Below are 25,334 nucleotides of genomic sequence, written 5' to 3'. Positions count from 1 at the left end.
TCACACCCCGAAAATAATTCGAACCAACCGGTTCGATTGCCCCTTGATATGGTCCTCTTTACGCGCTATGTCAACGCCCAGATCGAACCGAACGGTTCAGTATTATAACTTTAGAGAGATGTCATGTCCTCGAATACGTCCGTCACCGCCGAAGTCCGCCCTTTCCCCAACGCCAAGGTTGCCCCGGCGACGGAAGCGCCCGATGTGCATGTCCAGCCAGTCGTCGCACCGCCGCCGGATACTGAAGCTCCGGCCAAGAAGAAGCGCTCGGTGCGCTCTTTCCTGCTGCCGATCATCGGCCTTGCCCTTTTGAGCGGCGGCGCCTGGTACGGCTATGATTACTGGACCACGGGCCGCTTCATGATCTCCACGGACGATGCTTATGTCCAGGCCGACATGGCGTTCGTCTCGCCAAAAATTTCCGGCTATGTCGATCAGCTCCTGGTCAGCGAGAACCAGCAGGTCAAGGCCGGCGATCCGCTGCTGACGATCGATGCCGGCGACTACAAGATCGCCGTTGCCCAGGCCGAGGCGCAGATCGCCACGCTGGCCAAGACGCTCGACCGCATCGACGCGCAGACCAAGGCCGCGCAGGCCTCCCTGCAGCAGGCGCAGGCGCAGAAGGTCGCCGACCAGGCCGCCGCCGACAATGCCGGCCGCGCCCAGCAGCGCGCCGCGCAACTGGTCAAGACGCATGTCGGCACGCAGGCACAGCTGGACGACGCCCAGACCGCGCTCGACCAGGCCAAGGCCGCTCTCGTCGGCGCCGACGCGCAGATCGCCGCTGCGCAGGCCAATATCGGCGTGCTCGAGGCACAGCGTGCCGAATCGGCGAGCACGCTTGCCTCCTTGCAGCTCGGCCGCGACAAGGCCGCGCGCGATCTCTCTTTCACCGTGCTCAAGGCGCCGTATGACGGCGTCGTCGGCAACCGCTCCGTCGAACAGGGCGATCTGGTCAGCCCCGGCCAGAAGCTCGCCGTGGTCGTGCCGATGGACAAGCTCTACATCGTCGCCAACTTCAAGGAGACGCAGCTTGCCCGGCTGGTTCCCGGCGAAAAGGTCAACATCTCGGTGGACGCCATCGACGGCCACCCCATCCAGGGAACCGTCTCCTCGCTGGCGCCGGCGTCGGGCGCGGTGTTCTCGCTGCTGCCGCCGGAAAACGCCACCGGCAACTTCACCAAGGTGGTGCAGCGCGTGCCGGTCCGCATCGACGTGCCGGCCGATGCGCTGAAAACCGGCAAGCTGCGCGCGGGCTTGAGCGTCGTCGTCGCCGTCGACAGCCGCACGGCGCCTGCCGCGACCAGTAACTAATCGCTTTTCGGAGGGCGGCTTGGTGGCTGATTGAAGCACCTGGCCGCCCGGCCTGCCTCAAGGAGGCTTAGGACATGGCAACCGCAACCATCACCGCAGGATCGCCACCGGCCATGCCGGCGGTTCCCGACACGATTTCGACGCGACGCGTCATTGCCTTCCTGGCGATGGTGTTCGGCATGTTCATGGCGATCCTGGACATCCAGATCGTCTCGGCCTCGCTGGCCGAAATCCAGGCCGGCCTCAGCGCCAGTTCCGACGAGATCCCGTGGGTGCAGACAGCCTATCTGATCGCCGAGGTGGTCATGATCCCGCTGTCGGGCTTCCTCAGCCGGATGCTGTCGACGCGCGTGCTGTTCACCGTCGCGGCCGCGGGCTTCACCGCGGCCAGCGCGCTGGCCGCGACCGCCACCAACATCGACCAGATGATCGTCTACCGCGCCGTGCAGGGCTTCATCGGCGGCGGCATGATCCCGAGCGTCTTCGCTGCCGCCTTCACCATCTTCCCGCCGTCGCGCCGCGCCATCGTCTCGCCGATGATCGGCTTGGTGGCGACGCTGGCGCCGACCATCGGCCCGACCGTCGGCGGCTATATCAGCCACGCCTTTTCATGGCACTGGCTGTTCCTGGTCAATGTCGTGCCCGGCATTCTGGTGGCGACCGTGGCCTGGTCGCTGATCGATTTCGACAAGCCCAATCTCAAGTTGTTCTCGAAGTTCGACTGGTGGGGCCTCGCCGGCATGGCCGCCTTCCTCGGCTGCATGGAGTACGTGCTGGAAGAGGGTCCGAACAACGACTGGCTGCAAGACCAGGCCGTGTTCATCTGCGCCATCATCATGACCATCGGCGCGGTGATCTTCTTCTGGCGTGTCTTCACCGCCGAGGAACCGATCGTCGACCTCAAGGCGTTCAGCAACATCAATTTCGCCTTCGGCTCGCTGTTTTCCTTCGTCATCGGCATCGGCCTCTATGGCCTGACCTATCTCTATCCGGTCTTCCTGGGGCGCATCCGCGGCTACGATTCGATGATGATCGGCGAAGCGCTGTTCGTCAGCGGCCTGGCCATGTTCTTCACCGCGCCCATCTCCGGCATCCTGTCGAGCAAGATGGATTTGCGGCTGATGATGATGATCGGCTTCTTCGGCTTCGCTACCGGCACATGGTGGATGACCCACCTGACCGCCGACTGGGATTTTTATGAGTTGCTCATCCCGCAGATCCTGCGCGGCTGTTCGATGATGCTGTGCATGGTGCCGATCAACAACATCGCGCTCGGCACCTTGCCGCCGGACCGGTTGAAGAATGCATCCGGCCTGTTCAACCTCACCCGCAATCTCGGTGGTGCGGTCGGCCTTGCCCTCATCAACACCGTGCTGATCGACCGCAATGCCTTCCACTACGCAAGGCTCGGCGAGCACGTGCAGTGGGGCAGCGCGGCGGCCCAGCAGAAGCTGCAGAACATGACGCTCAACTTCGAGCAGACATCAGGCCTGGACGCCACCAGTGCGGCGATCTCCAAATTGTCGGGCATGGTCCATCAACAGGCGGCGCTGCTGTCTTTCATGGACGTGTTCTACATGCTCACGGTGCTGTTCGCGACGCTTGGCCTGTTCACCATGCTGATCAGGAAGCCGGCCGCGCCCGGTGGTGGCGGAGGCGGCGGGCACTGAAACAAAAGAACCATACGCGGCAGCGGTTTCAGGAAGCTCCTCCAGTCCACGCCTGAAACGCTGACAGCGCAAAAAACTCCGGGCCGCAAAGCCCGGAGTTTTTTATTGCCCTTGCTAGAGCAATTCCAGGAAAAGTGTGTAGCGGTTTTCCGTCCGGAATTGCGTAAAAACAAATAGTTAGAGCAGTTCAGCGATTCTACCAATCGCTGAACTGCTCTAGCGTCAGGCGGTGGCGGGCTTGAAGGTCAGCGCGACGCCGTTGATGCAGTGGCGCAGGCCGGTCGGCGCCGGGCCATCGTCGAAGACGTGGCCGAGATGGCCGCCGCAGCGGCGGCAATGCACTTCGGTGCGGGTCATGCCCAGCGACCGGTCCTCGGTCTTGCCGATGCCATTCGCGATCTCTTGCCAGAAGCTCGGCCAGCCGGTGCCGGAATCGAATTTCGTCTCCGAGGGATAGACCGGCAGGTCGCAGCCGGCGCAGGCGAAGATGCCCTTGCGGTGTTCGTTGAGCAGCGGGCTGGTGCCTGGATACTCGGTGCCCTCCTTGCGCAGCACGTCGAAGGCGGCCGGCGACAGGATGGCCTTCCATTCGTCGTCGGTCTTGGTGATCTCGAATTTCTCGGCGGCCTGGGCGGCCTGCGGGCTGCCCATGCGAAGCACCGTCGCCGCGGCACCGACAACGCCGATCGCGGCGGCACCGCTCAAAAGAAAGTCGCGACGGTTCATGACCAGTTCCTCCTGTCGTCCGTTTTGCCAAACTATACCCGCCACGCAAAAGTCAAAAGCCGGTGACGGTTGCCCTCAAACGACACTCCGCGCCGTTCACGGCTGACCGTGGAACGGCGCGGAGCAGGCGTGCCGATTGCGGATCACGGGAGCGAGACGACGCGATCGACAGAGAGCTCTTGCCTGCTGTTTCGTCCGCGGCAAGCGCCTTGTTACATTTTCGGTCCCATCACATTTTCGGGAGCAGAACCTTGTCGATGACATGAATGACGCCGTTGGATTGTTCGACATCGGCGATCGTCACATTAGCGACATTGCCGTTCTCGTCGGTGACGGTGACCTTGCCGCCATCGGCCTTGAGCGACAGCTCGCAGCCGCCGACCGTCTTGACCTTATGCGTCCCGCCGTCGGCCTTGGCCATCGCGGCCACATCCGCCCCCATCGCCTTGGCGCCGATGACGTGGCAGGCCAGGATCTTGGTCAGCTTGTCCTTGTTCTCGGGCTTGAGCAGCGTGTCGACCGTGCCGGCCGGCAGTGCCGCGAAGGCTTCGTTGGTCGGCGCGAAGACGGTGAACGGGCCGACTCCCTGCAGCGTCTCGACCAGGCCGGCGGCCTTGACGGCGGCGACCAGCGTCGTGTGATCCTTGGAATTGACGGCGTTGTCGACGATGGTCTTGTTGGCAAACATGGCGGCGCCGCCGACCATCGGGTTTTCAGCATAAGCAGCCGTGGCAAGCGCGGAGACAGCGATCGTACCGGCGAGCAAAAGGGTGGCGAATCTACGCATGATATCTGGACTCCTCGGGTTTCTCTTCCCATTTTTGGGGACGCGAGGAGATACGGAACACAGATGCGTGAGTTTCAGACTATTTCCTGGTTTTAGATTTATTTGCATTGCGGAAAAATTTTCGAGCACGACGGTTTGCCGGCTTACGGGCCTATTAGACATATGTGATGGAAGATAGACTGGGTAATTTCTATCTTGTCACCATCCGGAGGGTCGATCAGATGCCCTTCAGATCGCCCGCGGCAACAACGGGGCCGGTCGGCTGGCCGGTCGGCGAGCCTCCGGCAGGCTCGAGGCTGACGGCCAGCACGGCGCCCTGCGCGAGTTTCTGCTGCGTGGCGGGCGAGACCCCAATGTGCGCCGTCGCACCGGCCGGGATGACGCCCATCGAGACCGGCGCGTTCTTGCCCTCGATCATCCACAGTTCGAAGTCCTTGCCGGAGGCGAGCGCGCCGGAAACATGCGAAAGGCTGACTTCATGCCGTTCGGAATCATAGACGGCGAGATATTTGACGTCGCTGCCGTCGGCGGCCAGCGAGGCGACTAGTCGCGCCTGCGGCTGTTCGGCCGGCCGATTGACATAGGGAACGGCGACATAGAGCGCCAGCGCGGCAACAGCCGCCACGGCGAGACCACGCCAGAAGGCGAGGCTGGACCACAGGCCGGCGCGCGGTTCGGCGGGCGCGGCGGCGGTGGATGAAAACAGCCGGCGGTCGATCGCCGGCTTCACCGAAGCCGGCGGTTCGATCTCCGGATAGCCCGCGCCCAACGGCGAGAGGTGAACTTCCCAACCATCGACGAGCCGCGCGAACTCTGTCTCGCTGTCGATGCGCCTGGATGCGATCTGCCGCTCTTCCGCCGGCAGAACACCAAGAACGTATTCGGCGGCGAACAGGTCGTCGCCTCCACGTTCCGGTCCATTGTCCTCTGCCAGCGTCATCTTTCCAGGCATTCCCTGAGTTTCATCAGGCTGCGGCGCAGCCAGGTACGCATCGTGTTCAACGGCACGCCGTGACGTTCCGCCAGTTCGGCATAGCTTTCGCCCTTGAGATAAGCGCCGCGGACGGCCGCCGCCCGGTCCTTTTCCAGTTCATCGAGACAGTGGTGGATGCGTTCGGTCTCATCGCCCGCCACCGCCATCGCTTCTGGTCCCGGCGCCGGATCGGCCACGTCGAGCGCGGTATCGATATCGACTGCAGGCTTGCGCCGCGCTCGGATGCGATCGATCGCATGGTTGCGCGCGATCGCCACCAGCCAGGAGATCGGGCTCAGATCGGAGACGGCAAAACGATCCGCCTTCGTCCATATCTTGACGAAGACTTCCTGCAACGCCTCTTCCGCGTCTCCCCGGTCGTTCAATACACGAAGGCACACGCCGAAAAGTTTCGCACTGGTCTGCCGGTACAGCAGGTCGAACGCAGCCCGATCCTTCATCGAAGTCCGAACGATCAGCTTGGTGATGTCCTGCGGCGTCATGCGGGTCCAAATTAGGCAATTGCGATGTATTTGCAACGCGGAAATATTCCGCGCGCCTAAAGTTCCGGCGTCCGCACACCTGCCTCGAGGCTGTGTCCCAGTTTGAATTCAAAGATTGGCAATCGCATTTGAGGCGATGACCCCGACATGCTACACTTTAGCGGAAAGCAAGGGAGATTTGGCATGAGATTGGTAGTCGCCAAACCTGAGGATGTCGCGACTGCCTTTGCCGATGCTTGGAATAGACATGACATGGACGACTTCGCGGCGCTGTTCGCCGACGACGCTAATTTTGTCAATGTCGTGGGCATGTGGTGGAAGAACCACACCGAGATCGAAAGGGCGCACCGCGCAACTCATGAAACCATGTTTCGCGACAGCCGGTTAGAAGGTGCCGTCTCGTCAGTTGTTGAATTATCTTCCGGCATTGCATCGGTGCATTATACATGGATCCTGACTGGTGCATCCGCTCCGGACGGCTCATCCGCTGGAACGCGAAAAGGCATTCTGCTTCTGGTTGTTGTGAAGGAAGAACCGTCGGGCTGGCGGATAAAGGTTGCCCAGAATACCGACATTGTTCCGGGGGCGGTTGCTCCCCCTCCAACTCCATGAGATAGGCGTCTTACAAAAACTCGCCGCTCAAATTCCAAACTGAGACATTATTGGCCTGGATTGCCAACGGAATCGCTGCTGACTAGCTTGGCGGCAACGGGGGAGCGCGCATGTCGGTCGAACGAATCCTTTGGGAAGAAGACGCGACCGGCCTCGCCGCTCTGGTGCGCAAGGGCGACGTGTCGGCGATCGAATTGACCGAAGCGGCAATCGCCCGCGCCGAGGCCACTCGCCCCGAAATCAATGCCACGGCCGAAACGCTCTATGACGCCGCGCGGGCGCGGGCGAAGAGCATCGACCGCTCCTTGCCGCTGGCCGGCGTCCCCTTTGCCATCAAGGATCTCGGCATCGCCGCCAAGGGCGTGCCCTCGCATGGCGGCAGCCGCATTCCCGCATGGGTGCCCGATTTCAATTCGGTGATGACCGACCGCTATCTCGCCGCCGGGCTGATCCCGATCGTCACCTCGACCTCGCCCGAGCACGGGCTGCGGCTGATGACGGAATCCAAAGCCTTCGGCATCACCCGCAATCCCTGGAATACCGGCCACACCACCGGCGGCTCATCGGGCGGTTCGGCAGCCCTGGTCGCCGCCGGCGTCGTGCCGGCGGCGCATGCGTCGGATGGCGGCGGCTCGATCCGCGTGCCTTCGGCCTGCAGCGGCCTTGTCGGTCTCAAGACCTCGCGCGGCCGTGTCCCGCTGTCGCCGCTGGTAAGTGAAAGCTGGTACGGCATGGTCGTCGATCACGCCGTCACCCGCTCGGTGCGCGACTGCGCGCTGCTGCTCGACCTCACCCATGGTCCAGATGCGCTGGCGCCTTATGCCGCGCGGCCGCCAAAGGGTCCGTTCGCGGCCGCTGCCGCGCGCGATCCCGGCAAGCTCAAGCTGGCCGTCTACCGCAAGTCGCCGCTCGGCCTGCCGATTTCGGCCGAGACGCTCAAGGCGCTCGACATTGCCGTGGCGCTCGCCCGTGAGGGCGGCAATACCGTCGAGGACATCGAGCTGCCCTTCATCGGCCGCGATTTCTTCGCCGATTTCTGCACGACGGTCGCCTCCGCCGTTGCCGGCTCGTTGCGGGGTGATGCGCTGCGCGTCGGCCGCTCCGTGACGGGCGACATCGAGCGCGCCACGCGGGTGCTCGGCCGGTTGGGCGAAATGGTCTCGGCCGGCGAGGTCTATGCCGGCCTGCAGCGGCTGCATGCCGCCTCGCGCCGCCTGATCGAGGACACTGCGCGCTATGATGCGGTGCTGATGCCCGTCATCGCGCACCCGCCGCTTGCCTGCGGCGCCATGGATCCCAAAGGCGCCGACGAGTTGATCGAAACCCTGGTCGACAAGCTGCATCTCACGGCGCTGCTCAGGATCAAACCACTGTTCGGCCAGTTGATGGACAAGAGCCTCTGGTTCACGCACTGGCCCGCAATCCACAATGTCAGCGGCCAGCCGTCGATTGCGCTACCGGTCCATGTCACGGACGCCGGCCTGCCGCTCGGCATCCAGGCCGCCGGCCGCCCGGGCGACGAGGAAACGCTTTTGTCGCTCGCCGCGCAGATGGAGAAGATCTCGGGCTGGCTGAAGCGGCGGGCGCCGCTGATGGTGCCGTCACAATGACGACACCGTGAACGGCTCGAATATGACAGCAATGCCATTTGCGGCTCGCGTCAATTCCCGCTAAGACGCCGCCGTCCTTACCTGATGCATGTCGCCCAAAAGTGCCCAGCGGTTTGGGGACAACGGCATGCATAAAACCAAAAGCCAGGGAACCACGCCGATGACGGACGTCGCCGCCACCGCCGAAATGCAGGCCGCACTCTTGTCGCGCGCGCTGCCCTATATGCAGCGCTACGAGCACAAGACGGTCGTGGTGAAATATGGCGGCCATGCCATGGGCGACATCGAGCTCGGCAAGGCCTTCGCCCGCGACATCGCGCTGTTGAAGCAGTCCGGCGTCAATCCGATCGTCGTCCATGGCGGCGGCCCGCAGATCGGCGCCATGCTGAACAAGATGGGGATCGAATCCAAGTTCGAGGGCGGCCTGCGCGTCACCGACCAGAAGACGGTCGAGATCGTCGAGATGGTGCTGGCCGGGTCGATCAACAAGGAGATCGTCGCACTGATCAACGCCGAGGGCGAATGGGCGATCGGCCTGTGCGGCAAGGACGGCAACATGGTGTTCGCCGAAAAGGCGCGCAAGACCATGATCGACCCCGATTCCAACATCGAGCGCGTGCTCGATCTCGGTTTCGTCGGCGAGCCGGTCGAGGTCGACCGCACGCTGCTCGACCTGCTGGCCCGCTCCGAAATGATCCCTGTTCTGGCGCCGGTGGCGCCCGGCCGCGACGGTCACACCTACAACATCAACGCCGACACTTTCGCCGGCGCCATCGCCGGCGCCTGCAAGGCCTCGCGCCTGCTGTTCCTCACCGACGTGCCGGGCGTGCTCGACAAGAACAAGAAGCTGATCGACGAGCTGACGGTCACCGAGGCGAAGGCGCTGATCAAGGACGGCACGGTCTCGGGCGGCATGATCCCCAAGGTCGAGACCTGCATCGAGGCGATCGAGCGCGGCGTCGAGGGCGTCGTCATCCTCAATGGCAAGACGCCGCATTCGGTGCTGCTCGAACTCTTCACCGAACACGGCGCCGGTACACTGATCGTGCCTTGACATTTTGCGCTTCGGAGCCCGGCATCCTCAGTCCGGCAGAGCGGCGACGGCCACGATCTCGATGACGAGATCGGATTGCGCGAGCGCGGCGACCCCGATCACTTCCGAGGGCGGCGGATTGTTGTAGCTGCAGTGCTTCGGGCAGTGCTCGGCGAAGAATTCGTCCATCACGTCCAGCCGGAAATTTGGGGAGCTCAGTGCGCCTCCGTCGGGAAACGGCCCTTTGACGTACTGGGTGATCTTGACGAGATATTCGAGCGAGCTGCCGAGCTCCTCCAGATCCGATTTGATGTTCGTCAGAATGGAACGCCATTGCGTCGCCGCGTCGCCGACGGCGCCCCCCTTGCCGCTCGACGGGTCATAATTCTCGGCCGTGCCTGTATTGCCGGCAAGGAAGACATACCCCTTGGCTCCGGTCACGACGGTGCCTTTCCCCCAAGGCATAGGCCGGCCACCTTTCATCTTCTTATGCGTGACAAGTTTCATCGCTTCCTCCTGCTGGTCACCATCGTCCGATCGCCAGAAATTAGCGCGAGGTCCGCTGGCGGCCAGGGCGAGACGGGTCAGGCCGGCGGCGGTGAGACGCCAAAGGCATGCTGCTCGGCGGCAGGCGCCGTTACTGGTCTCTTCGCCGGGCGCTGAAAGGTCATCGACTCTTCCTCCGCATCCTGCGGCGCGCCCCAGAATTCGGCGAGCGTCGGGCCGCCTTTCACCCGGTTGTCGGTCACCAGGAAACCCCACACCTCGCGGAACCAGACGCGGCGGCCCATTTTGGTGTACCAGCGCATCGAATGCCGCTGCTCGGGATCCGGGTGGAACAGGATGCGCGCCAGCGCCTTCGGCCGCGACTGCACGGCGAGTTCGATCAGCTTGACCGAGAAGAACAGCATCCATGGCTTGAGCCGCGTCATCTGCAGCACCTGGTGCTTGTAGTCCCACAGGCGGGCGTCCTTCTGGATGACCCTGCGATCCCGCGCGATGCGGAAGAACGGCGTCCACCGATGCGGCGTCACATAGAGCGCCTGGATCTGGTCCGGGTCATAGGCGATGAGCTGGCGGAAACCACGCCAGAGATCACGAAAACCTTCATCCTCGAAACCGGCCACCCAGGTCGCCATCGACAGGATGCCGTGCTTTCGCAGCAGCCGTATCGCCTCGCGGTCGGACGAGGTGCTGCCGCCCTTGCGGATCAGTCGCAGCGTCTGCTCGTCGGTGTTTTCCATGCCGAGCAGCCAGCGGATAACACCGGCCTTGCGGTAGAGGTGCAGCATGTCGGCGTCGCGCACGATATCGTCGGCGCGTGTCGAGCCGACGATCAGCACCGGCACGTTCTCGGCGATCATCGCATCCAGGAAAGCGCGCCAGGCCTTCTTCGAGACGGTCGGGTTCTCGTCGGCGAGGTTGATCAGCTCGACGCCGTGCTCGCGGTGCAGCCAGGCGATCTCCTGCGCGAATTTCTTGGGATCGCGATGCCGCCAACGGGTCCAGAAGCCGCGCTGGCCGCAATAATTGCACAGATGCGGGCAGCCGCGCGAAAACTGCATGACCACCGCGCGCTTGCCGCCCCAGTAACTGTATCTGCTGACGTCAATCAGTTCCCAGCCGACGCGGTAGGCGTCGAGGTCGGCGATGGTCATCGCCGCCTGGGTGGCGAAGGGCCGGCGCAGATCGTCGCGATAGGCGATGCCGGCGACGCTTGCCGGCGGCTGGCGCATTTCCACCGCCTCGACCAGCGCCACCACGGTCGCCTCGCCCTCGCCGCGCACGATGAAGTCGAAGACGTCGGTCTCAGTCAGGATGTCGCGCCAGTGATAGGTCGGGAAGACGCCACCATAGATGACGATCGTCGCAGGTTCGCGCGCCTTGATCATCGCGGCGATCAACAAGGCGGCCGGATGCGCCGAAGTGGACCCGGAATGACCGATCAGGACGAAGCCGGGACAGTCCTTCAGGGCTTCCGCAACGACCGAGGCGAGCGGCATCGGCCCGAACTCGGCATCGACGAGCCGCACGTCGTGGCCGGCGTCGACCAGCGGGCCGCCGATGGCCAGCAGGCCGAGTGGCGGCAGGTGATCGTCGGGCACGCGGCTGCCGATGGCGGTGTGCGGCGGATTGATCAGGACGATTTTCATAGCGGACCTCCAGGACGTTGGTCCGCATGCTGGCCGGCGATCGTGCCGCCCGGTTGGCCCGTTTCAGCAGTTTGCTCGCAGCTTTTCCGCAGAAAAGAGTGAGCGCTGTCAGCGCCTGAGATGCGCGAGCGGCACGTGGCCGGGTCCCTTGATGTTCTGCAGCACCAGCTGGGTGTGGACGTCGCGCACGCCCTCGAGCCGCATCAGCCGATGCATGACGAAGGCGTTGAGCTCGTCGACCGACGGCACCATGACATGCAGCAGAAAATCGTGGTCGCCGGTCATCGTCCAGCACGACGACACCTCGTCCATGCGCTGCACGGCGGCAATGAAGCTTTCGGGAGAGCCGTCGCTGTGGCTGACGAGGCGCACCTGGATGAACACCTCGACCATCAGGCCGACCGCGCGGCGGCTGATCACGGCGGCAAATCCCTTGATGATGCCGGCTTCCTGCAGCGCTTCGAAGCGCCGCGCGCAGGGCGTGGTGGAGAGGCCGATCTCCTGCGCCAGCTCCGAGACAGGTTTGCGCCCGTCGCGTTGCAGGACATCGAGCATCCTGATCTCGAAATCATCGAACTGAGGCATTTTCACTCTCCTTGTGTCGATTTTGAGTGAATGTTATCTCGAATATGCCGCTCGATCTACGATCAAAACCAATTTGCCTCGGTAAGTCGGGCTACACTTTCGGCACCGCAGCCATCGATGCTTTGCGAGGGAGAAGACATATGACGACGATGAGCGTTGCCGAATATGCCCGCGACTGCGCGGCGCAAGGATTGCGCGGCGACTATTCAGTCTGCCGCGCCGATTTCACCGTGGCACAGGGCTATGACTACAGCGCCGAGGAGCAGGCGGTGTGGCGCACGCTGTGCGACCGCCAGACCAGGCTGACGCGCAAGCTCGCCCACCATTCCTATCTCGACGGCGTGGAGAAGCTCGGCCTGCTCGACGCCATTCCCGATTTCGCCGACGTCAGCGCCAGGCTGCGCAAGCTGACCGGCTGGGAGATCGTCGCCGTGCCCGGCCTCATTCCGGCGGCCCCGTTCTTCGATCACCTCGCCAATCGCCGCTTCCCGGTCACCAACTGGCTGCGCACCAGGCAGGAACTCGATTACATCGTCGAGCCGGACATGTTCCATGACTTCTTCGGCCATGTGCCGGTGCTGTCGCAGCCGGTGTTCGCCGATTTCATGCAGATGTATGGCAGGAAGGCCGGCGACATCATCGCGCTCGGCGGCGACGAGATGATCACCCGGCTCTACTGGTACACGGCCGAGTATGGCCTGATGCGGGAAGCCGGCCAGCCGCTGAAAGCCTTCGGCGCCGGGCTGATGTCGTCGTTCACCGAATTGCAATTCGCGGTGGAGGGCAAGGACGCCCATCATGTGCCGTTCGACCTGGAAACGGTGATGCGCACCGGCTACGAGATCGACAAGTTCCAGCGCGCCTATTTCGTGCTGCCGTCCTTCGACGCCTTGCGCGACGCCTTCCAGAGCGCGGATTTCGAGGCGATCGTCGCACGCCGCAAGAGCCAGCCGGCGCTCGACCCGGCGACGGTCTAGTCCGTTTCGGTTTTGGGAATACGACATAAAAACAAAGACCTAAAGCGCGTCGCATGACTCCGTTTCGACGCGACGCGCTTCAGACGCTTTGATCCCGGCAGGCTATTGCAGGGCGGCGGGGTTCATCCACATGAACTCCCAGACGTTGCCGTCGGGGTCTTCGATGTGGCGGTTGAACATGAAGCCGAGATCCTGCGCTGGATTGGGATCAGCGCGTCCGCCTGCCGCCACGCCCTTCTCGATCATGGCGTTGACGTCGTCCTTGCTGTCGGCGGTGAGCGCGATCAGCATCTGGCTTTCACGCCTGGGGTCGCCGATCTGCCGCGCGGTGAACTGGCTGTAGTACTGAAGCGAAAGCAACATGACGCCAATGGAGTCCGAGAACATGATCGAGCTGGCCTGGTCGCTCGAGAACTGCGGATTGAGCGTGCCCCCGATCGCGAGATAAAAATTGGTGGCTGCCTGCAGATCGCGCACCGGCAGATTTATGAAGATCATCTTGGTCATCGGTCTAAAGCCTCGCCTTCGTTGACAGGTACTAGTCAGTCCAGTACCGTTTGACGACTATCACGAGAGAACGGTACCGTCTAGTACTGGTCAAAGGGGCGCCATGGAAATCAAGGGGGAGACCAGATCGGCACGCAAGGATCGTGAAATCATCCAGGCGGCCACGGCGGCGTTCATCGCCAAGGGCTATGATGGAACCAGCATGGAGGAAATCGCCACCAGGGCGGGAGCTTCCAAGCAGACCGTGTACAAGCATTTCACCGACAAGGAGACGCTTTTCGGTGAAGTCGTTCTGTCAACCGCTGGCCAGGTCAACGACATCATCGAGTCCGTGACGACACTGCTTTCCGAGGCGAAATTCATGGAGGGCGGCCTGCAGCAGCTTGCTCGGCGCTTGATAACGATGCTCATGGACGACGAGTTGTTGAAGCTGCGCCGCCTGATCATCGCCAACGCGGATCGAATGCCGCAGCTTGGCCGCGGCTGGTACGAAAAAGGCTTTGAGCGCATGCTTGCCTCGACGGCGTCCTGCTTTCAAAAGCTCACCGATCGGGGGCTGATGCAAACCAGTGATCCCCGTCTGGCGGCCAGCCATCTTTTTGGGATGATCCTTTGGATCCCCATGAATGAAGCCATGTTCACGGGGAGCAACCCGCGTTCCAAAGCCGAACTTGAACGGCACGCGGATGCCTCGGTCGAGGCGTTTCTTGTCGCCTATGGGGTCCAACCGAAATAGTCTCATTTGTTCACGGTCGGGAGCAACGATGCCCACCATGTGCCTTTCGACCTCGAGACGGTGATGCCCGCCGCCGGACATCCCGCCATCTCCTACAAGGCGTAGATGGTCCGGTTGAACTTCGTCTCCATCACCACATGGGAAGCGGTTTTGACGACGCCGCTGATTTCATTCACGGCATTCACCTCCCGGTTCAGCTTCTCGAGCGTCTCGGCGGCAAGGTGGATGATCAGGTCCCACTCGCCGGTGATGGCGTAGACCGCCTGGATCGAAGGCATCGCCTTGATCTTTCTGGAGACGTCCGGATAGCTCTTGTTGTTCAGGGCGGCGAGCGTGAAACAGTGGACGGCGTTCTGGGCCACCTCCTTGGTCAGCCGCACGCTATAGCCTTCGATAATGCCGCCGGCCTCCAGCTTCTGGATCCGCTCCTGCAGCGCTGTCCGCGATACGCCGAGCTGACGTGCCAGTGACGCGACCGGCTCACGCGCATTCTTCTGCATCAGCGCGAGCAGCTGACGATCCTTCTCGGTCAATTCCACAAACAAATCCTCTCGCTCGATCCGCGCTGTAACCGCCGCGATCCTATCGGCTGAACCGCCCCCGCGACAATCCGCAAGACCGGCCTTAGCGACCGGAACAAGGCGAACATATCCGGCACTTTGCCGTCTCAAGGCACGCAATGACTGCGCGATCGCCATTATCCCGCATTTCGCCGGGTGGAACCCTTCTTTTTGCGACCTGACTGTCTGGGGTCACAAACGCCGGTCCATCAGGGGGAACGAGCTTCAGCTGTGGTGGGCACAAACCGATCCGCGTTGAACCTGTGGCCGAAAGCGCTGAGGTCCGACGTTACGCATCCTATCAGTTTCAACCACAAGGGAGGGATAACTTTGAAAAAGCTGCTCGATTTAGCCGTTCTTGCCGCCGCGACATTCGCGATCACAACGGCGGCCATGGCCGGGGAAACCCTGGACCGCGTCACGTCGAAAAAGGCGATGGTCATCGCCACCAACGCGGCCTGGCCACCGCAGAGCTTTCTCAACGACAGCAACGAACTCGCCGGCTTCGACATCGATGTCTCGCGCGAGATCGGCAAGCGGCTCGGTGTCGAGGTCTCGTTCGAAACGCCCGACTGGGCGACGCTGACCGGCGGACGCTGGCAGGGACGCTACGACCTCGGCGTCGGATCGGTCACGCCGACCAAAGCCCGTTCCAAGGTGATCGACTTTGTCGGCATCTATTATTACAGCCCCTATGTCTACGTCCTGCACAAGGACAGCGGCGCGAAGTCGGTCGCCGATCTCAACGGCAAGATCATCGGCGTCGAGACGGCCACCACCTCGGAGGATTTCATCCGCCGCAAGCTCGAAATCGACGCACCCGGCCTGGCTCCCATCCAATACAAGCTGGAACCGGGCGAGGTCCGCACCTACGCGGATTCCATGCTTCCCTTCGATGACCTGCGGCTTGGCGACGGCGTGCGCCTGAATGCCGTGATCGCACCGGAGCAGACGGCGCAGAACGCCATCAAGAACGGCTATCCCGTGAAGATCCTCGAAGGCGAGTACGCCTTCCGCGAGCCGCTCGTCGTCATCGCCGAGAAGAAGGATCCGGAGTGGACCGCGAAGGTCGCGGGCATCATCACCGGGATGAAGACGGACGGCACGCTCGCCGCGCTGACCACGAAGTGGTACGGCAAGGACTACAGCGCCAAGTAAAGTCATTCCGCCGGCTGCCCCTCGGCAGCCGGCGGCATCACCCACCAAATACATGCCCCTCACCGCAAAGTCGTCGATGGCCTATCCGGATACCTACTACGCCCGCACCCTGACCGACCGGAAGACGAGGCCTCCGCTGCAAGGCGAGGCGCAATGTGACGTGGCCGTCGTCGGCGCCGGATTGGCCGGGCTGACGACGGCGCTGCAGCTGGCGCGCGCCGGACTGCATGTCGCCGTGCTGGAAGCCCAGCTCGTCGGTTTCGGCGCTTCGGGCCGCAATGGCGGTTTCGTCACGCCCGGCTTCGCCACCGGCGGCGACAATATCGCCGCACGTGTCGGCGGGGAGGCCGCGCGCGACCTGCACCGGCTGTCGATCGAAGGCGTCGAATTCGTGCGCGACACCATCGAGACGCTCGCAATATCGGCCGCCCAGCCGCGTGCCGGCCTGCTCAGCGTCTTGCGCTACGACGACGGCGATGCGCTGAAGGCCTATGCCGAACAGATGGCCCGCGACCACGGCTATGAACTTCAGTATCTCGAGAGAGAAGACGTCCGATCGGTGCTGAAGTCCGCTCGCTACCACCAGGGCCTGCGTGACCCGAACGCCTTTCACATCCATCCGCTCAACTATCTGCGTTGCCTTGCCGACGAGATCGAGCGGCTTGGCGGCGAGATTCATGAAAGCTCCGAAGTCGTGCAGTGCGACCTCTCGGGGCCGCAAAAGATGCTTCGCACCAGACAGGGCACGCTTCGGGCGCCCCGGATCGTGCTCGCGACCGGCGGCTATACCGGCCCGGTATTCGGCCAGCTCTACCGGGCGTTCCTGCCCATCGCGACCTATGTCATGGTTTCCGAGGCGGCCCCCCGCCTCATCGCGCAAGCGGTCGCCACGACGGACGCCGTCGGCGACAACAGGCGGGCCGGCGATTATTATCGCCTGGTCGAGAATGGCCGCCGCCTCCTGTGGGGCGGGCGCATCACCACGCGCGCCGCTTCCGCCGACGCGTTGGCGCGCGAATTGCGCCGCGAGATGGTCGGCACCTACCCGCAGCTTGCCGGCCTCAAGACCGAACTGGCGTGGTCGGGGCTGATGTCCTATGCCCGGCATCTGATGCCCCAGATCGGCGAGCTGCAGCCAGGCGTCTGGTACTGCACCGCTTTCGGCGGCCATGGGCTCAACACCACGGCGATTGCCGGAAAAATTGTCGCCGAGGGCATTCTGGGCGCCTCGGACCGGTACCGGCAGTTCGCGCCCTTCGGACTGAGCTGGGCCGGCGGCGCCGCCGGCCTGGCCGCCGCGCAGCTTACCTATTGGAAACTGCAAGCGCAGGACTGGTGGCGGGAACGCAACGCCATCGCCAAGGACAAGGTGACGGCATGATCGGCAGGCTGATGCTCTCCCATCCAGGGCTCGCCCGCCGCGCCGCGGCCGCGCTTTTTCCGGCGCTGCTGGCCGCAGCCCTCTACGCCATGGGCATCAAGTCGAGCTGGATCGGCTCATTGATGCCGCTTGCGTCCGACTGGCTGCAGGCCAACCCAGCCTTGTCGCGAGCCCTCTCGGCCGTGTTGATCGCGCTGCTGGTGCTGGTGAATTGCAAGCTGCTTCTGCTCCTGCCCCGACGCCAGCAGATCGTCGGCGTCTGGATCGAGCTGTTCGTGCTGCTGATGCTGTTCTTCTATTCCTTCGACCTCTCCCTCGCCTTCATCGCCAGGAAAGTCGGCTTCCTGATCACCCAGGGCGTCACCACGACGCTTTACATTTCGGCGATCTCGATCCTGATCGCGACCTTGATCGCACTGGTCGGCGCCATCGCCAAGTTGACCGGGAACGGCATCGTTTACGGGCTGGCCACCTTCTACACATCGTTGTTTCGCGGCCTGCCGTTGCTGATGCAGATCTACATCATCTATCTCGGGCTGCCGCAGATCGGTTACGTGATCGGCGCGGTGCCGGCGGGTATCGTCGCGCTGTCGCTGTGTTACGGCGCCTACATGACCGAGATCTTCCGCGCCGGCATCGAAAGCATCCCGCGCGGTCAAAGCGAAGGCGCCACGGCGCTCGGCCTAAGCCCCGGCCAAACCATGGCGCTCGTCATCCTGCCGCAGGCCATGCGCGTCATCATCCCGCCGACCGGCAACCAGTTCATCGCCATGCTGAAGGATTCCTCGCTGGTCTCCGTCGTCGGCGTCTGGGAGATCATGTATCTCGCCCGCACGATGGGCCAGACGGAGTTCCGCCATATCGAGATGCTGATTACCGCCTCGATGATTTACTGGATTCTGTCGATCGCGCTGGAATTCGGCCAAGCCTATCTCGAACGGCGCTTCGGCCGATCAGGACGCTAGGTGGTCTGACCCTCTAGATCAGCGCGGCTGCGGCGCCTCGGCCTTCAGCCGCATGAGCTGGTCGCGCTGCAGGTCGAGCGCGGCGGTGACGAAGCGCCGAATGGTGGCAAGCTCCGCGTCACTGAACGTGGCAATGAGCTTCTCCCCTTCCCGCGCGATGGCGCCGTAATAGCGTGCCGACAGCTCCCGTGTTGACTCCGTTGCCTCGATGACCACCTTGCGCCTGTCCTCGAGGCTGCGCGTGCGCGTCAAGAGGCCGCGCGCCTCCAGCCGGTCGATCAGCGCGGTCACCGCGGCCGGCGTCAACCCGGTCGCGGTCGCGATCGCGCCGGCCGATTGCGGGCCGCCGTGGAGCAGTCCGATACAATGGCGCTCGGCCATGTTGAGGCCGAGTCTCATCCCCACCGCCTCGTCATAGGCCTGCGTCGCGTCCTGCCACTGCATGATGGCAAGACCGATGGCTGTCGTCAGTTCGGCTCGATTCCCGCTTGACGAATTTACTTCGATCATCTAACTATCAATCCGTCTAACATTTAGACCATTATAGCAATATGCGGCTACGCCCCCGACAAGGCAAGAGCCGCTCCCGGGCAAGGATATGAAAAATGAGTTTGATTCAACAGCGTACGCCTCTCTCACACGAGGAAGAATTCAAATACGCCAAGCTGGCCATGGAATGGTATGGCTGGGGCTCTCCGATCGGTCTCGGTATCCTGCTGGTGTCGCTGGCCGCCGCCGCCGTGCTGGTCCGGATCGCCGTCTACGGCTTTTGAGCCTCTGCCGGCGCCATCCTTGGTGCCGGCCCTGCCGGTCGTGGCTTGGCAGGACGACGGCTTCGTGGAGGTCGTTCAGGCCATGACGACCTTGCTCAGATGGTCGCCCAGCCGGCAGGCGAGCGCGGTGATCGTCGTCGTCGGGTTGGCTTGGCCCGACGTGCAGAACACGGAAGAGCCGCCAACATAGAGATTGTCCATGCCATGCACCTTGCAATTGGCGTCCACCACGCTCCTGGTGACATCCGTGCCCATGCGCGTGCCCCCCATATGATGATGGCCCGCCGTCTCTTCGTTGGTCGGATAATCCTCGCCGTTCGAGATCCAGTCGGCAATGCGCACCCGGCCCAGGTTTTTCTGGGCAAGCGTCGTGCCGAACAGCCTCAGGCCTTCGAGAAGGGTGCGTTGTTCCAGTTTCGATTTCTTCCAGTGCAGTTCGATGCGCGGCACGCCGGCATGGTCGACCTCGGTCTTCGACAACTCGATCTGGTTCGAAGCCAGCGGCGCCTGTTCCCAGGCGACATAAAGCTGAGCGGCGCAGCGCAGGTTCTGGCTGAGCTTGGAAGACATCCATTCGGCCATGTTTGGCGCCGTGCAAGCGAGATCGGCGATGAGGTTCTTGACGCCAGGATATGGCTTCTCGATCAGCCTGATGCCGAAATTCATGATCCGCAGCCGCTCCATGGCGGCAAGCGACGGCGAAAAGAATGCCTCGTTGACCGCATCGACCTCGAACGCGCCGTAATTGGCCAGGACGGCATTGCCGCCCTCGAAGGTCGGATGCTCCATCCAGTAACGGCCGAGCGCCGTGGCGTTCGGCACCACGCCGCCATTGGAGCGCCGGTTCGACCACAGAAGCAGCCGCGAATTCTCCAGCCCGCCGGTGCAGACGATGAAATAGTCCGCACTGAACGAGCCGGCGTCCTGTCCGTTGGACCACAGCCTGGCGCCCGTCACCCGCTTGCCGTCGCCGGCAAGCTCGGTGGCATAGGTGTTGAGCACGACAGCGATGTCCTTGCTCTTGTCGAGTTCGTCGGCGAATTTTTCGGCAAACCGCACCGCCGGGCTCTTGATCAGCTGCACCCAGCGGATGTCGTCCGAGATCGGCACATCGGGCCGGAAATCGGGAAGCTCGAGGATGTCGCGCACCTCCGGCAGGTAGGGCTCGATATCGGCGCGGCGGATCGGCCAGCCTGTGTCGGGCGCCCAGGCCTTCGGCTCGAAATCCTGTTTGTCGAGCACGCGGCACCAGCCGGCCCAGTGATTGGAGCTGCCGCCCATGAGCCGCAGCCGGGTGATGTCGAGATCGAAATAAAAATCGCCGACCGTGGTACCGCGGTAGAAGTCCTGCGACTCGTCGCTGAAGTCACGCGAGCCGGCTTCCATCACCACGACCGGGATACCGGCCGCGCCAAGTTTTCTGGCGATCGTGGTGCCGGCCGGACCGGAACCGAGGATGCAGACCTTCGGCGCGAAATTGGCGGCGCGATACGCCTCGTAGCTGTCGAAGATCATGCCAGGTCGCTCCGCTTCAGGATCCAGCCATTGACCTCGACGATTTCGTTCGGGTCGGGGCGGGACGAACCGGCATGGCCGGCATCGGCATCAGGCAGGTTGCGGAACAAGGACAGGGCAGGCAGGGCGATCAGCGCCTGCACGAGTGCGCGGCGCGACATTTTTTTGATGAGGAAACTCATGACAGCTCTCTCGGACAGGGGCTTCGATGCGCGCATGCCGTTCCCCGACCGGCACACGCACCGTCACGCATGCCAGTATCGTGCCAAGCATGGCCTCGACGCGGTGAAAAGGCGGCCAAGCGGCACAACCGGATGCAAACAGGGTTAGAAAATTCTTAACGGGCCGGGTGTACTGGCCCGGCCTGCTCATGCGGCCTCGGAAATGTCGGTATCGAGGATCGTCAGGTTGCGGCCCGCATGCTTGGCCTGGTAGAGGCGCCGGTCGGCGGCGCGCATCAATTCGGAAACGTTGGCTTCCACGTCGCAGACGGTGCCGCCGATGCTGACGGTCAGCGGAATGGTCCGCTCATCGACGGGCCGGAAGCGGATCAGCTCGACCTCGCGGCGAATGCGCTCGGCAACGCGCTTGGCCTCCTTTTCGGTCGCGCCGACCAGGAAGGCGCCGAACTCCTCGCCGCCGATGCGGCCGAGCACGTCGCCGCCGCGCACGCCGCGCTCGATGGCGCCGGCGATCAGCAGCAGCGCATCGTCGCCGGTCAGGTGGCCGAAATTGTCGTTGATCGTCTTGAAATGGTCGGCGTCGATGATCAGCAGCGCGCCACGGTCGGACTTGCGCCTGGAGCCATCCAGCGCGGCAAAGAAGCTTTCCCGGTTGAGCATGCCGGTCATGTCGTCGCGGCTCGCCTTCTCCGACAGGCGGCGGTGCGCGGCGGCGAGCTGGGCATGCGCACGGGCGAGTTCGCGATGCGCGTTCTTCAGCCTGTCGCTCTGCCAGAACGTGCTGGCGCATGCCGCCCAGGCAAGGACCAGTGGACAGAGCGTCGAGGTCAGCCAGATCGTTCGCGTGATCGGGAACCCCATGGCGGGAACGACGATCAGGGTCAGCAGGAGAGAGGCGGCGACGGAGGCGAAAGCGATGGCGGCGGATTTGAGAATAATACTGTTCATCGCGGGCTCCCCAGGACTGCCTCTGTGCCAGCAAGCCCTGAAGGCCACCTTTCCCGGATGGCTAAAATTTGAATCATGAGGCCATTTCCGCCACCCGCGACGCGCGGAAGTTGTGGATAAAGTCCCTTTCAGAATCCCTGTTTCATGCCATAAGGAGCCATGACCACGCTTCCCGATCCCGCCCGCTTCGCCCATGTCACCGACTGGGTATTCGACCTCGACAACACGCTCTATCCGCACCACTCGAATCTGTTCTCGCAGATCGACGTCAAGATGACCGCCTATGTCGGGGAACTGCTGGCGCTGCCGCGCGAGGAGGCGCGCAAGCTGCAGAAGGAGCTCTATCTCGAATACGGCACGACGCTGAACGGGCTGATGACGCGCCACGGCATCGATCCGGACGACTTCCTCGAGAAGGTCCACGACATCGACTATTCGTGGCTGGTGCCCGATCCTGTCCTCGGCACCGCCATCCGCCAGCTTCCCGGCCGCAAGTTCATCTTCACCAATGGCGACCGCAGGCATGCCGAGCGCACCGCGCGCCAACTCGGCATCCTCGACCATTTCGACGACATCTTCGATATCGTCGCCGCCGACCTCAATCCCAAGCCGGCGCGCCAGACCTATGAGAAGTTCGCCGAACTGCACGCCGTCACCGGCCACAATGCGGTGATGTTCGAGGATCTCGCCCGCAACCTGGCCGTGCCGAAGTCGCTGGGCATGACCACGGTTCTCGTGGTGCCGCGCAATTTCGAGCCGACCTTTTCCGAGATCTGGGAACGCGACCCCGCGCAGGAGGACGACGTCGACTACGTCACCGACGACCTGGCGACGTTCCTGACGGGAATAGTTGCGGGGGTAGAGGAATTGAGGAACTGAGGAGAACAGAGGAACGATCCGGATCCCCTTGTTCCTCAATTCGTCGGTTCTTCAATTCCTCAGTTCCTCAGTTCCCTGTCCTATTCCCCTAATTTGTAAAACCTGCTGATAATCCCCCAGGCCTCGTCCGCCGTGTCGACGAAATCGATGATGTCCTGATCACCGGGGCTGATGGTGCCTTGCTCGGCGAGGAAGTCGAGATCGATCGCCCGCTTCCAGAACGACTTGCCGAACAGGATCACCGGCACGCGCTCCATGCGCCCGGTCTGGATCAGCGTCAGCGTCTCGAAGAACTCATCCATCGTGCCGAAGCCGCCGGGAAACACCGCCACCGCCTTGGCGCGCATGACGAAGTGCATCTTGCGGATGGCGAAATAGTGGAAGTTGAAGCACAGTTCCGGCGTCACATAGGCGTTCGGCGCCTGCTCGTGCGGCAGCACGATGTTGAGCCCGATCGACGGCGCGCCGACATCGTCGGCGCCGCGGTTTCCCGCTTCCATCACGCCGGGTCCGCCGCCGGTCACCACGACATATTCGCGATAGTATGACGTGGCTGACTGCCGCGAGCAGAGGCGGGCGAATTTGCGCGCCTCCTCGTAATATTTGCTGTTTTCCTCGAGGTTCTTCTTCTGCGTCTCGTTCTTGGCCGCCCAGGCTTCGCCACCGGGCTCCGGCAGGCGCGCGCCGCCGAACAGGATCACCGTCGAACGGATGCCGCGCTCGGCCAGGATCATTTCCGGCTTCAGCAGTTCCAGTTGCAGCCTGACCGCGCGCAGTTCGCGCCGGGTCATGAAGTCGGGATCGTTCCAGGCCAGGCGGTAGGTTTCGGCCCGCGTCTGCGGCGTGTCCGGCACGCTTTTCGACCGCTCCAGATCCTCATCCGAATGCGGCAGCGGCGTCCATCCCGCCTTTTCCATGGGAGTCATCGAATCCACCCGTCCATTCCTTTACTTGCGTCGTCCCGTGACGCAGTCGCGATTGACCCCCATTGAGCCTTAACATAGGGTCCGCGCGACTTTTAAACAGGTTAAGGCGCAGCCCCTTAACAGCTTGGTAATGGAGCAAATTCATGTCGAAGCCCGATCTGGCGAGCCTCGAAAAGACCATCGACAAGGCCTTCGAGGAACGCGACGCCATTTCGACCGCGACCCGCGGCGAGGTGCGCGACGCCATCCAGTCGGCGCTCGACCTGCTCGACCGCGGCACCGCCCGCGTCGCCGAGCGGCAGACCGACGGCAAATGGCACGTCAACCAGTGGCTGAAGAAGGCCGTGCTGCTCTCCTTCCGGCTCAATCCGATGGAGATCATCAAGGGTGGCCCCGGCGAGGCCGTGTGGTGGGACAAGGTGGCGTCCAAGTTCGACGGCTGGAGCGCCGTCGATTTCGAAAAGGCGGGCTTCCGCGCCGTGCCGTCGTCGATCGTGCGCCGTTCGGCCTATGTGGCGCCAGGCGCCGTCTTGATGCCGTCCTTCGTCAATGTCGGCGCCTATGTCGATAGCGGCACAATGGTCGATACCTGGGCTTCTGTCGGCTCCTGCGCCCAGATCGGCAAGAATGTCCACCTTTCGGGCGGCGTCGGCATCGGCGGCGTGCTGGAGCCGATGCAGGCCGGTCCCACCATCATTGAGGACAATTGCTTCATCGGGGCGCGTTCCGAAGTGGTCGAGGGCTGCATCGTGCGCGAGGGCTCGGTGCTCGGCATGGGCGTCTTCATCGGCCAGTCGACCAAGATCGTCGACCGCGCCACCGGCGAGGTCTTCTATGGCGAGGTGCCGCCGAATTCCGTCGTCGTCGCTGGATCGATGCCGGGCAAGCCGTTTCCAAACAACGAACCGGGCCCAGGTCTCTATTGCGCCGTCATCGTCAAGCGGGTCGACGCCAAGACCCGGTCCAAGACCTCGATCAACGAATTGCTGCGCGATTGATCTTTGCCCCGGTCAGGCGCACCTTCCGCCGGCGCGACGATCGGTCGCGCTGGTTCAACATGGAGGGGGTGACATGGACTGGAAGTATCTGCTCACAAGCTTTGATGGCCGCATCAACCGAGCCAAGTTCTGGGCCGGCATCGGCGTATTCATCGTGATCGGCATTATCGCTTTCATTCTCGATGCGATCCTCGGCACGCGTTTCACCACCGCCAGCGGTGCCCAGATCGGCATCATCGGCATCCTCTTCGCGCTGGCATCGATCTATTTCGCGATTGCCCTCTATGCCAAACGCTGGCACGACCGCAACAAGTCGGGCTGGTGGACGCTGATCGGCCTCGTACCCATCATCGGCGGCATCTGGCTGCTGGTCGAACTCGGCATCCTCGAAGGCACCAAGGGTGCCAACCAATATGGATCGGACCCGCTTGCCTGAAAGATCGGATCTCAACTGGCTTTTCTTCAAGACATCGGGCCGCGTCAGCCGCGCGGCCTATTTTCTCGGCGGATTGCTCGTCGCCATCATCCAGGCGTTCCCGCTGTACCGCTTCACGCTGGTGCCGGAGGGCTCGGCCGAGAGCAATATGTGGTCGTTCATCTTCTTCATCGCCTTCATCGCCTCGCTGTGGTCGAACATCGCGCTGGCGGTGAAGCGTCTGCACGACTTCGACAAGCCGGGCATTGCCGCGCTGATCCTGTTCGTGCCGGTCGTCTCGATCGTCGCCTTCCTTGTGTTGTGCCTGTTTCCAGGGCAGCCTGGGCCCAACCGCTATGGCCGGCGCACCAACGAGCCGGCTGAATCGAAGAGATAGAGAGGCATGATGTCGTCCGAAAGCCGCTCCGCACTTTTCGGCATCATGTTC

General features: G+C 63.0%; 29 protein-coding genes. 15 read left to right on the top strand and 14 right to left on the bottom strand.

Annotation, left to right across the window (positions count from 1 at the left end; genetic code table 11):
• Window positions 1-123 precede the first annotated feature (123 nt).
• Entirely contained in the window at window positions 124-1,314 is a 1,191-nt protein-coding gene (locus EN845_RS29985) for an HlyD family secretion protein (RefSeq protein WP_127280514.1), read from the top strand.
• 113 nt (window positions 1,315-1,427) lie between these two features.
• The gene (locus EN845_RS29980; protein ID WP_245511842.1) at window positions 1,428-2,984 is read left to right on the top strand and encodes a DHA2 family efflux MFS transporter permease subunit; all 1,557 of its coding nucleotides are present in this window, start codon (window positions 1,428-1,430) and stop codon (window positions 2,982-2,984) included.
• Between the two features lie 222 nt (window positions 2,985-3,206).
• On the opposite strand, the gene msrB is transcribed toward EN845_RS29980, so the two are convergent.
• The 4 genes from msrB to EN845_RS29960 all read right to left on the bottom strand — a co-directional run bounded on the left by msrB (window position 3,207) and on the right by EN845_RS29960 (window position 5,973).
• Window positions 3,207-3,710: a peptide-methionine (R)-S-oxide reductase MsrB gene (msrB, locus tag EN845_RS29975; RefSeq protein WP_127280231.1), complete on the bottom strand. Its 504-nt coding sequence runs from the start codon at window positions 3,708-3,710 to the stop codon at window positions 3,207-3,209.
• 229 nt (window positions 3,711-3,939) lie between these two features.
• Window positions 3,940-4,497 (bottom strand): fasciclin domain-containing protein, encoded by a 558-nt coding sequence (locus EN845_RS29970; protein ID WP_127280230.1) that lies wholly within the window; start codon window positions 4,495-4,497, stop codon window positions 3,940-3,942.
• Window positions 4,498-4,714: 217 nt separating this feature from the next.
• Window positions 4,715-5,437 carry an anti-sigma factor gene (locus EN845_RS29965; RefSeq protein ID WP_127280229.1) on the bottom strand — a complete coding sequence of 241 codons (723 nt, stop codon included), beginning with the start codon at window positions 5,435-5,437 and terminating at the stop codon, window positions 4,715-4,717.
• Entirely contained in the window at window positions 5,434-5,973 is a 540-nt protein-coding gene (locus EN845_RS29960; protein ID WP_127280228.1) for a sigma-70 family RNA polymerase sigma factor, read from the bottom strand. Before EN845_RS29960 ends, EN845_RS29965 begins: the two co-directional genes overlap by 4 nt.
• Before the next feature lie 183 nt (window positions 5,974-6,156).
• On the opposite strand from EN845_RS29960, the gene EN845_RS29955 reads away from it, so the two are divergent.
• The 3 genes from EN845_RS29955 to argB all read left to right on the top strand — a co-directional run bounded on the left by EN845_RS29955 (window position 6,157) and on the right by argB (window position 9,249).
• Window positions 6,157-6,585: an SgcJ/EcaC family oxidoreductase gene (locus EN845_RS29955; protein WP_127280227.1), complete on the top strand. Its 429-nt coding sequence runs from the start codon at window positions 6,157-6,159 to the stop codon at window positions 6,583-6,585.
• Window positions 6,586-6,695: 110 nt separating this feature from the next.
• Window positions 6,696-8,195, top strand: coding sequence for an amidase (locus EN845_RS29950; protein ID WP_127873304.1), 1,500 nt, complete (start codon window positions 6,696-6,698; stop codon window positions 8,193-8,195).
• Between the two features lie 160 nt (window positions 8,196-8,355).
• Window positions 8,356-9,249, top strand: a complete 894-nt coding sequence (gene argB / locus EN845_RS29945; RefSeq protein ID WP_127276050.1) for an acetylglutamate kinase — start codon at window positions 8,356-8,358, stop codon at window positions 9,247-9,249.
• Window positions 9,250-9,276: 27 nt separating this feature from the next.
• On the opposite strand, the gene EN845_RS29940 is transcribed toward argB, so the two are convergent.
• From EN845_RS29940 to EN845_RS29930, 3 genes are all read right to left on the bottom strand, one after another.
• Window positions 9,277-9,735 carry a RidA family protein gene (locus EN845_RS29940; RefSeq protein ID WP_127276034.1) on the bottom strand — a complete coding sequence of 153 codons (459 nt, stop codon included), beginning with the start codon at window positions 9,733-9,735 and terminating at the stop codon, window positions 9,277-9,279.
• 77 nt (window positions 9,736-9,812) lie between these two features.
• Window positions 9,813-11,381, bottom strand: a complete 1,569-nt coding sequence (gene bchE / locus EN845_RS29935; RefSeq protein WP_127873303.1) for a magnesium-protoporphyrin IX monomethyl ester anaerobic oxidative cyclase — start codon at window positions 11,379-11,381, stop codon at window positions 9,813-9,815.
• Window positions 11,382-11,489: 108 nt separating this feature from the next.
• The gene (locus tag EN845_RS29930) at window positions 11,490-11,966 is read right to left on the bottom strand and encodes an Lrp/AsnC family transcriptional regulator (RefSeq protein WP_127276036.1); all 477 of its coding nucleotides are present in this window, start codon (window positions 11,964-11,966) and stop codon (window positions 11,490-11,492) included.
• Window positions 11,967-12,106: 140 nt separating this feature from the next.
• Between EN845_RS29930 and phhA the strand changes: the two genes are divergently transcribed.
• Window positions 12,107-12,943 (top strand): phenylalanine 4-monooxygenase, encoded by an 837-nt coding sequence (gene phhA / locus EN845_RS29925; protein WP_127276037.1) that lies wholly within the window; start codon window positions 12,107-12,109, stop codon window positions 12,941-12,943.
• Between the two features lie 102 nt (window positions 12,944-13,045).
• Here the strand turns inward: phhA and EN845_RS29920 are convergent, their stop codons facing one another.
• Window positions 13,046-13,450, bottom strand: coding sequence for a VOC family protein (locus EN845_RS29920; protein WP_127873302.1), 405 nt, complete (start codon window positions 13,448-13,450; stop codon window positions 13,046-13,048).
• 103 nt (window positions 13,451-13,553) lie between these two features.
• Here EN845_RS29920 and EN845_RS29915 point away from each other — a divergent pair, with 103 nt between their 5' ends.
• Window positions 13,554-14,186: a TetR/AcrR family transcriptional regulator gene (locus EN845_RS29915; protein ID WP_127276039.1), complete on the top strand. Its 633-nt coding sequence runs from the start codon at window positions 13,554-13,556 to the stop codon at window positions 14,184-14,186.
• Between the two features lie 92 nt (window positions 14,187-14,278).
• Here EN845_RS29915 and EN845_RS29910 read toward each other — a convergent pair whose 3' ends face one another.
• Window positions 14,279-14,884, bottom strand: coding sequence for an Lrp/AsnC family transcriptional regulator (locus tag EN845_RS29910; protein WP_245464266.1), 606 nt, complete (start codon window positions 14,882-14,884; stop codon window positions 14,279-14,281).
• A 255-nt stretch (window positions 14,885-15,139) separates the two neighbouring features.
• On the opposite strand from EN845_RS29910, the gene EN845_RS29905 reads away from it, so the two are divergent.
• The 3 genes from EN845_RS29905 to EN845_RS29895 all read left to right on the top strand — a co-directional run bounded on the left by EN845_RS29905 (window position 15,140) and on the right by EN845_RS29895 (window position 18,250).
• The gene (locus EN845_RS29905; RefSeq protein ID WP_245464268.1) at window positions 15,140-15,904 is read left to right on the top strand and encodes a transporter substrate-binding domain-containing protein; all 765 of its coding nucleotides are present in this window, start codon (window positions 15,140-15,142) and stop codon (window positions 15,902-15,904) included.
• 76 nt (window positions 15,905-15,980) lie between these two features.
• Window positions 15,981-17,285: an FAD-binding oxidoreductase gene (locus EN845_RS29900; protein WP_127276052.1), complete on the top strand. Its 1,305-nt coding sequence runs from the start codon at window positions 15,981-15,983 to the stop codon at window positions 17,283-17,285.
• Window positions 17,282-18,250, top strand: a complete 969-nt coding sequence (locus EN845_RS29895) for an amino acid ABC transporter permease (RefSeq protein WP_127276041.1) — start codon at window positions 17,282-17,284, stop codon at window positions 18,248-18,250. The genes EN845_RS29900 and EN845_RS29895 overlap by 4 nt, the downstream gene beginning before the upstream one ends.
• Before the next feature lie 18 nt (window positions 18,251-18,268).
• Here EN845_RS29895 and EN845_RS29890 read toward each other — a convergent pair whose 3' ends face one another.
• Window positions 18,269-18,760, bottom strand: a complete 492-nt coding sequence (locus tag EN845_RS29890) for a MarR family transcriptional regulator (RefSeq protein ID WP_127873301.1) — start codon at window positions 18,758-18,760, stop codon at window positions 18,269-18,271.
• A gap of 95 nt (window positions 18,761-18,855) precedes the next feature.
• Here EN845_RS29890 and EN845_RS35600 point away from each other — a divergent pair, with 95 nt between their 5' ends.
• Entirely contained in the window at window positions 18,856-19,023 is a 168-nt protein-coding gene (locus EN845_RS35600; protein WP_167531521.1) for a hypothetical protein, read from the top strand.
• A gap of 75 nt (window positions 19,024-19,098) precedes the next feature.
• Here EN845_RS35600 and EN845_RS29885 read toward each other — a convergent pair whose 3' ends face one another.
• From EN845_RS29885 to EN845_RS29875, 3 genes are all read right to left on the bottom strand, one after another.
• Complete coding sequence (locus EN845_RS29885) at window positions 19,099-20,538, bottom strand: GMC family oxidoreductase (protein ID WP_127873300.1); 1,440 nt, start codon at window positions 20,536-20,538, stop codon at window positions 19,099-19,101.
• The gene (locus EN845_RS29880; protein ID WP_127873299.1) at window positions 20,535-20,720 is read right to left on the bottom strand and encodes a hypothetical protein; all 186 of its coding nucleotides are present in this window, start codon (window positions 20,718-20,720) and stop codon (window positions 20,535-20,537) included. The genes EN845_RS29885 and EN845_RS29880 overlap by 4 nt, the downstream gene beginning before the upstream one ends.
• A 186-nt stretch (window positions 20,721-20,906) precedes the next feature.
• Window positions 20,907-21,668, bottom strand: coding sequence for a GGDEF domain-containing protein (locus tag EN845_RS29875; RefSeq protein ID WP_127873298.1), 762 nt, complete (start codon window positions 21,666-21,668; stop codon window positions 20,907-20,909).
• 159 nt (window positions 21,669-21,827) lie between these two features.
• On the opposite strand from EN845_RS29875, the gene EN845_RS29870 reads away from it, so the two are divergent.
• On the top strand, window positions 21,828-22,547 hold the full coding sequence (locus tag EN845_RS29870) for a pyrimidine 5'-nucleotidase (protein ID WP_127873297.1): 720 nt from the start codon (window positions 21,828-21,830) through the stop codon (window positions 22,545-22,547).
• Between the two features lie 80 nt (window positions 22,548-22,627).
• Here EN845_RS29870 and EN845_RS29865 read toward each other — a convergent pair whose 3' ends face one another.
• Window positions 22,628-23,473, bottom strand: a complete 846-nt coding sequence (locus tag EN845_RS29865) for an LOG family protein (protein ID WP_127873296.1) — start codon at window positions 23,471-23,473, stop codon at window positions 22,628-22,630.
• Between the two features lie 143 nt (window positions 23,474-23,616).
• Here EN845_RS29865 and dapD point away from each other — a divergent pair, with 143 nt between their 5' ends.
• The 3 genes from dapD (at window position 23,617) to EN845_RS29850 (ending at window position 25,283) form a co-directional block, all read left to right on the top strand.
• The gene (gene dapD, locus EN845_RS29860) at window positions 23,617-24,471 is read left to right on the top strand and encodes a 2,3,4,5-tetrahydropyridine-2,6-dicarboxylate N-succinyltransferase (RefSeq protein WP_127276047.1); all 855 of its coding nucleotides are present in this window, start codon (window positions 23,617-23,619) and stop codon (window positions 24,469-24,471) included.
• 73 nt (window positions 24,472-24,544) lie between these two features.
• Window positions 24,545-24,907 carry a DUF805 domain-containing protein gene (locus EN845_RS29855; RefSeq protein WP_127873295.1) on the top strand — a complete coding sequence of 121 codons (363 nt, stop codon included), beginning with the start codon at window positions 24,545-24,547 and terminating at the stop codon, window positions 24,905-24,907.
• Window positions 24,900-25,283, top strand: coding sequence for a DUF805 domain-containing protein (locus tag EN845_RS29850; RefSeq protein WP_167531520.1), 384 nt, complete (start codon window positions 24,900-24,902; stop codon window positions 25,281-25,283). Before EN845_RS29855 ends, EN845_RS29850 begins: the two co-directional genes overlap by 8 nt.
• Window positions 25,284-25,334 lie beyond the last annotated feature (51 nt).

This window comes from Mesorhizobium sp. M8A.F.Ca.ET.202.01.1.1 (genome assembly GCF_004791595.1).
Classification (GTDB): Bacteria; Pseudomonadota; Alphaproteobacteria; order Rhizobiales; family Rhizobiaceae; genus Mesorhizobium.
Note: the sequence above shows the minus strand (reverse complement) of the source record. Positions and strands in the feature narration are given on the sequence as shown.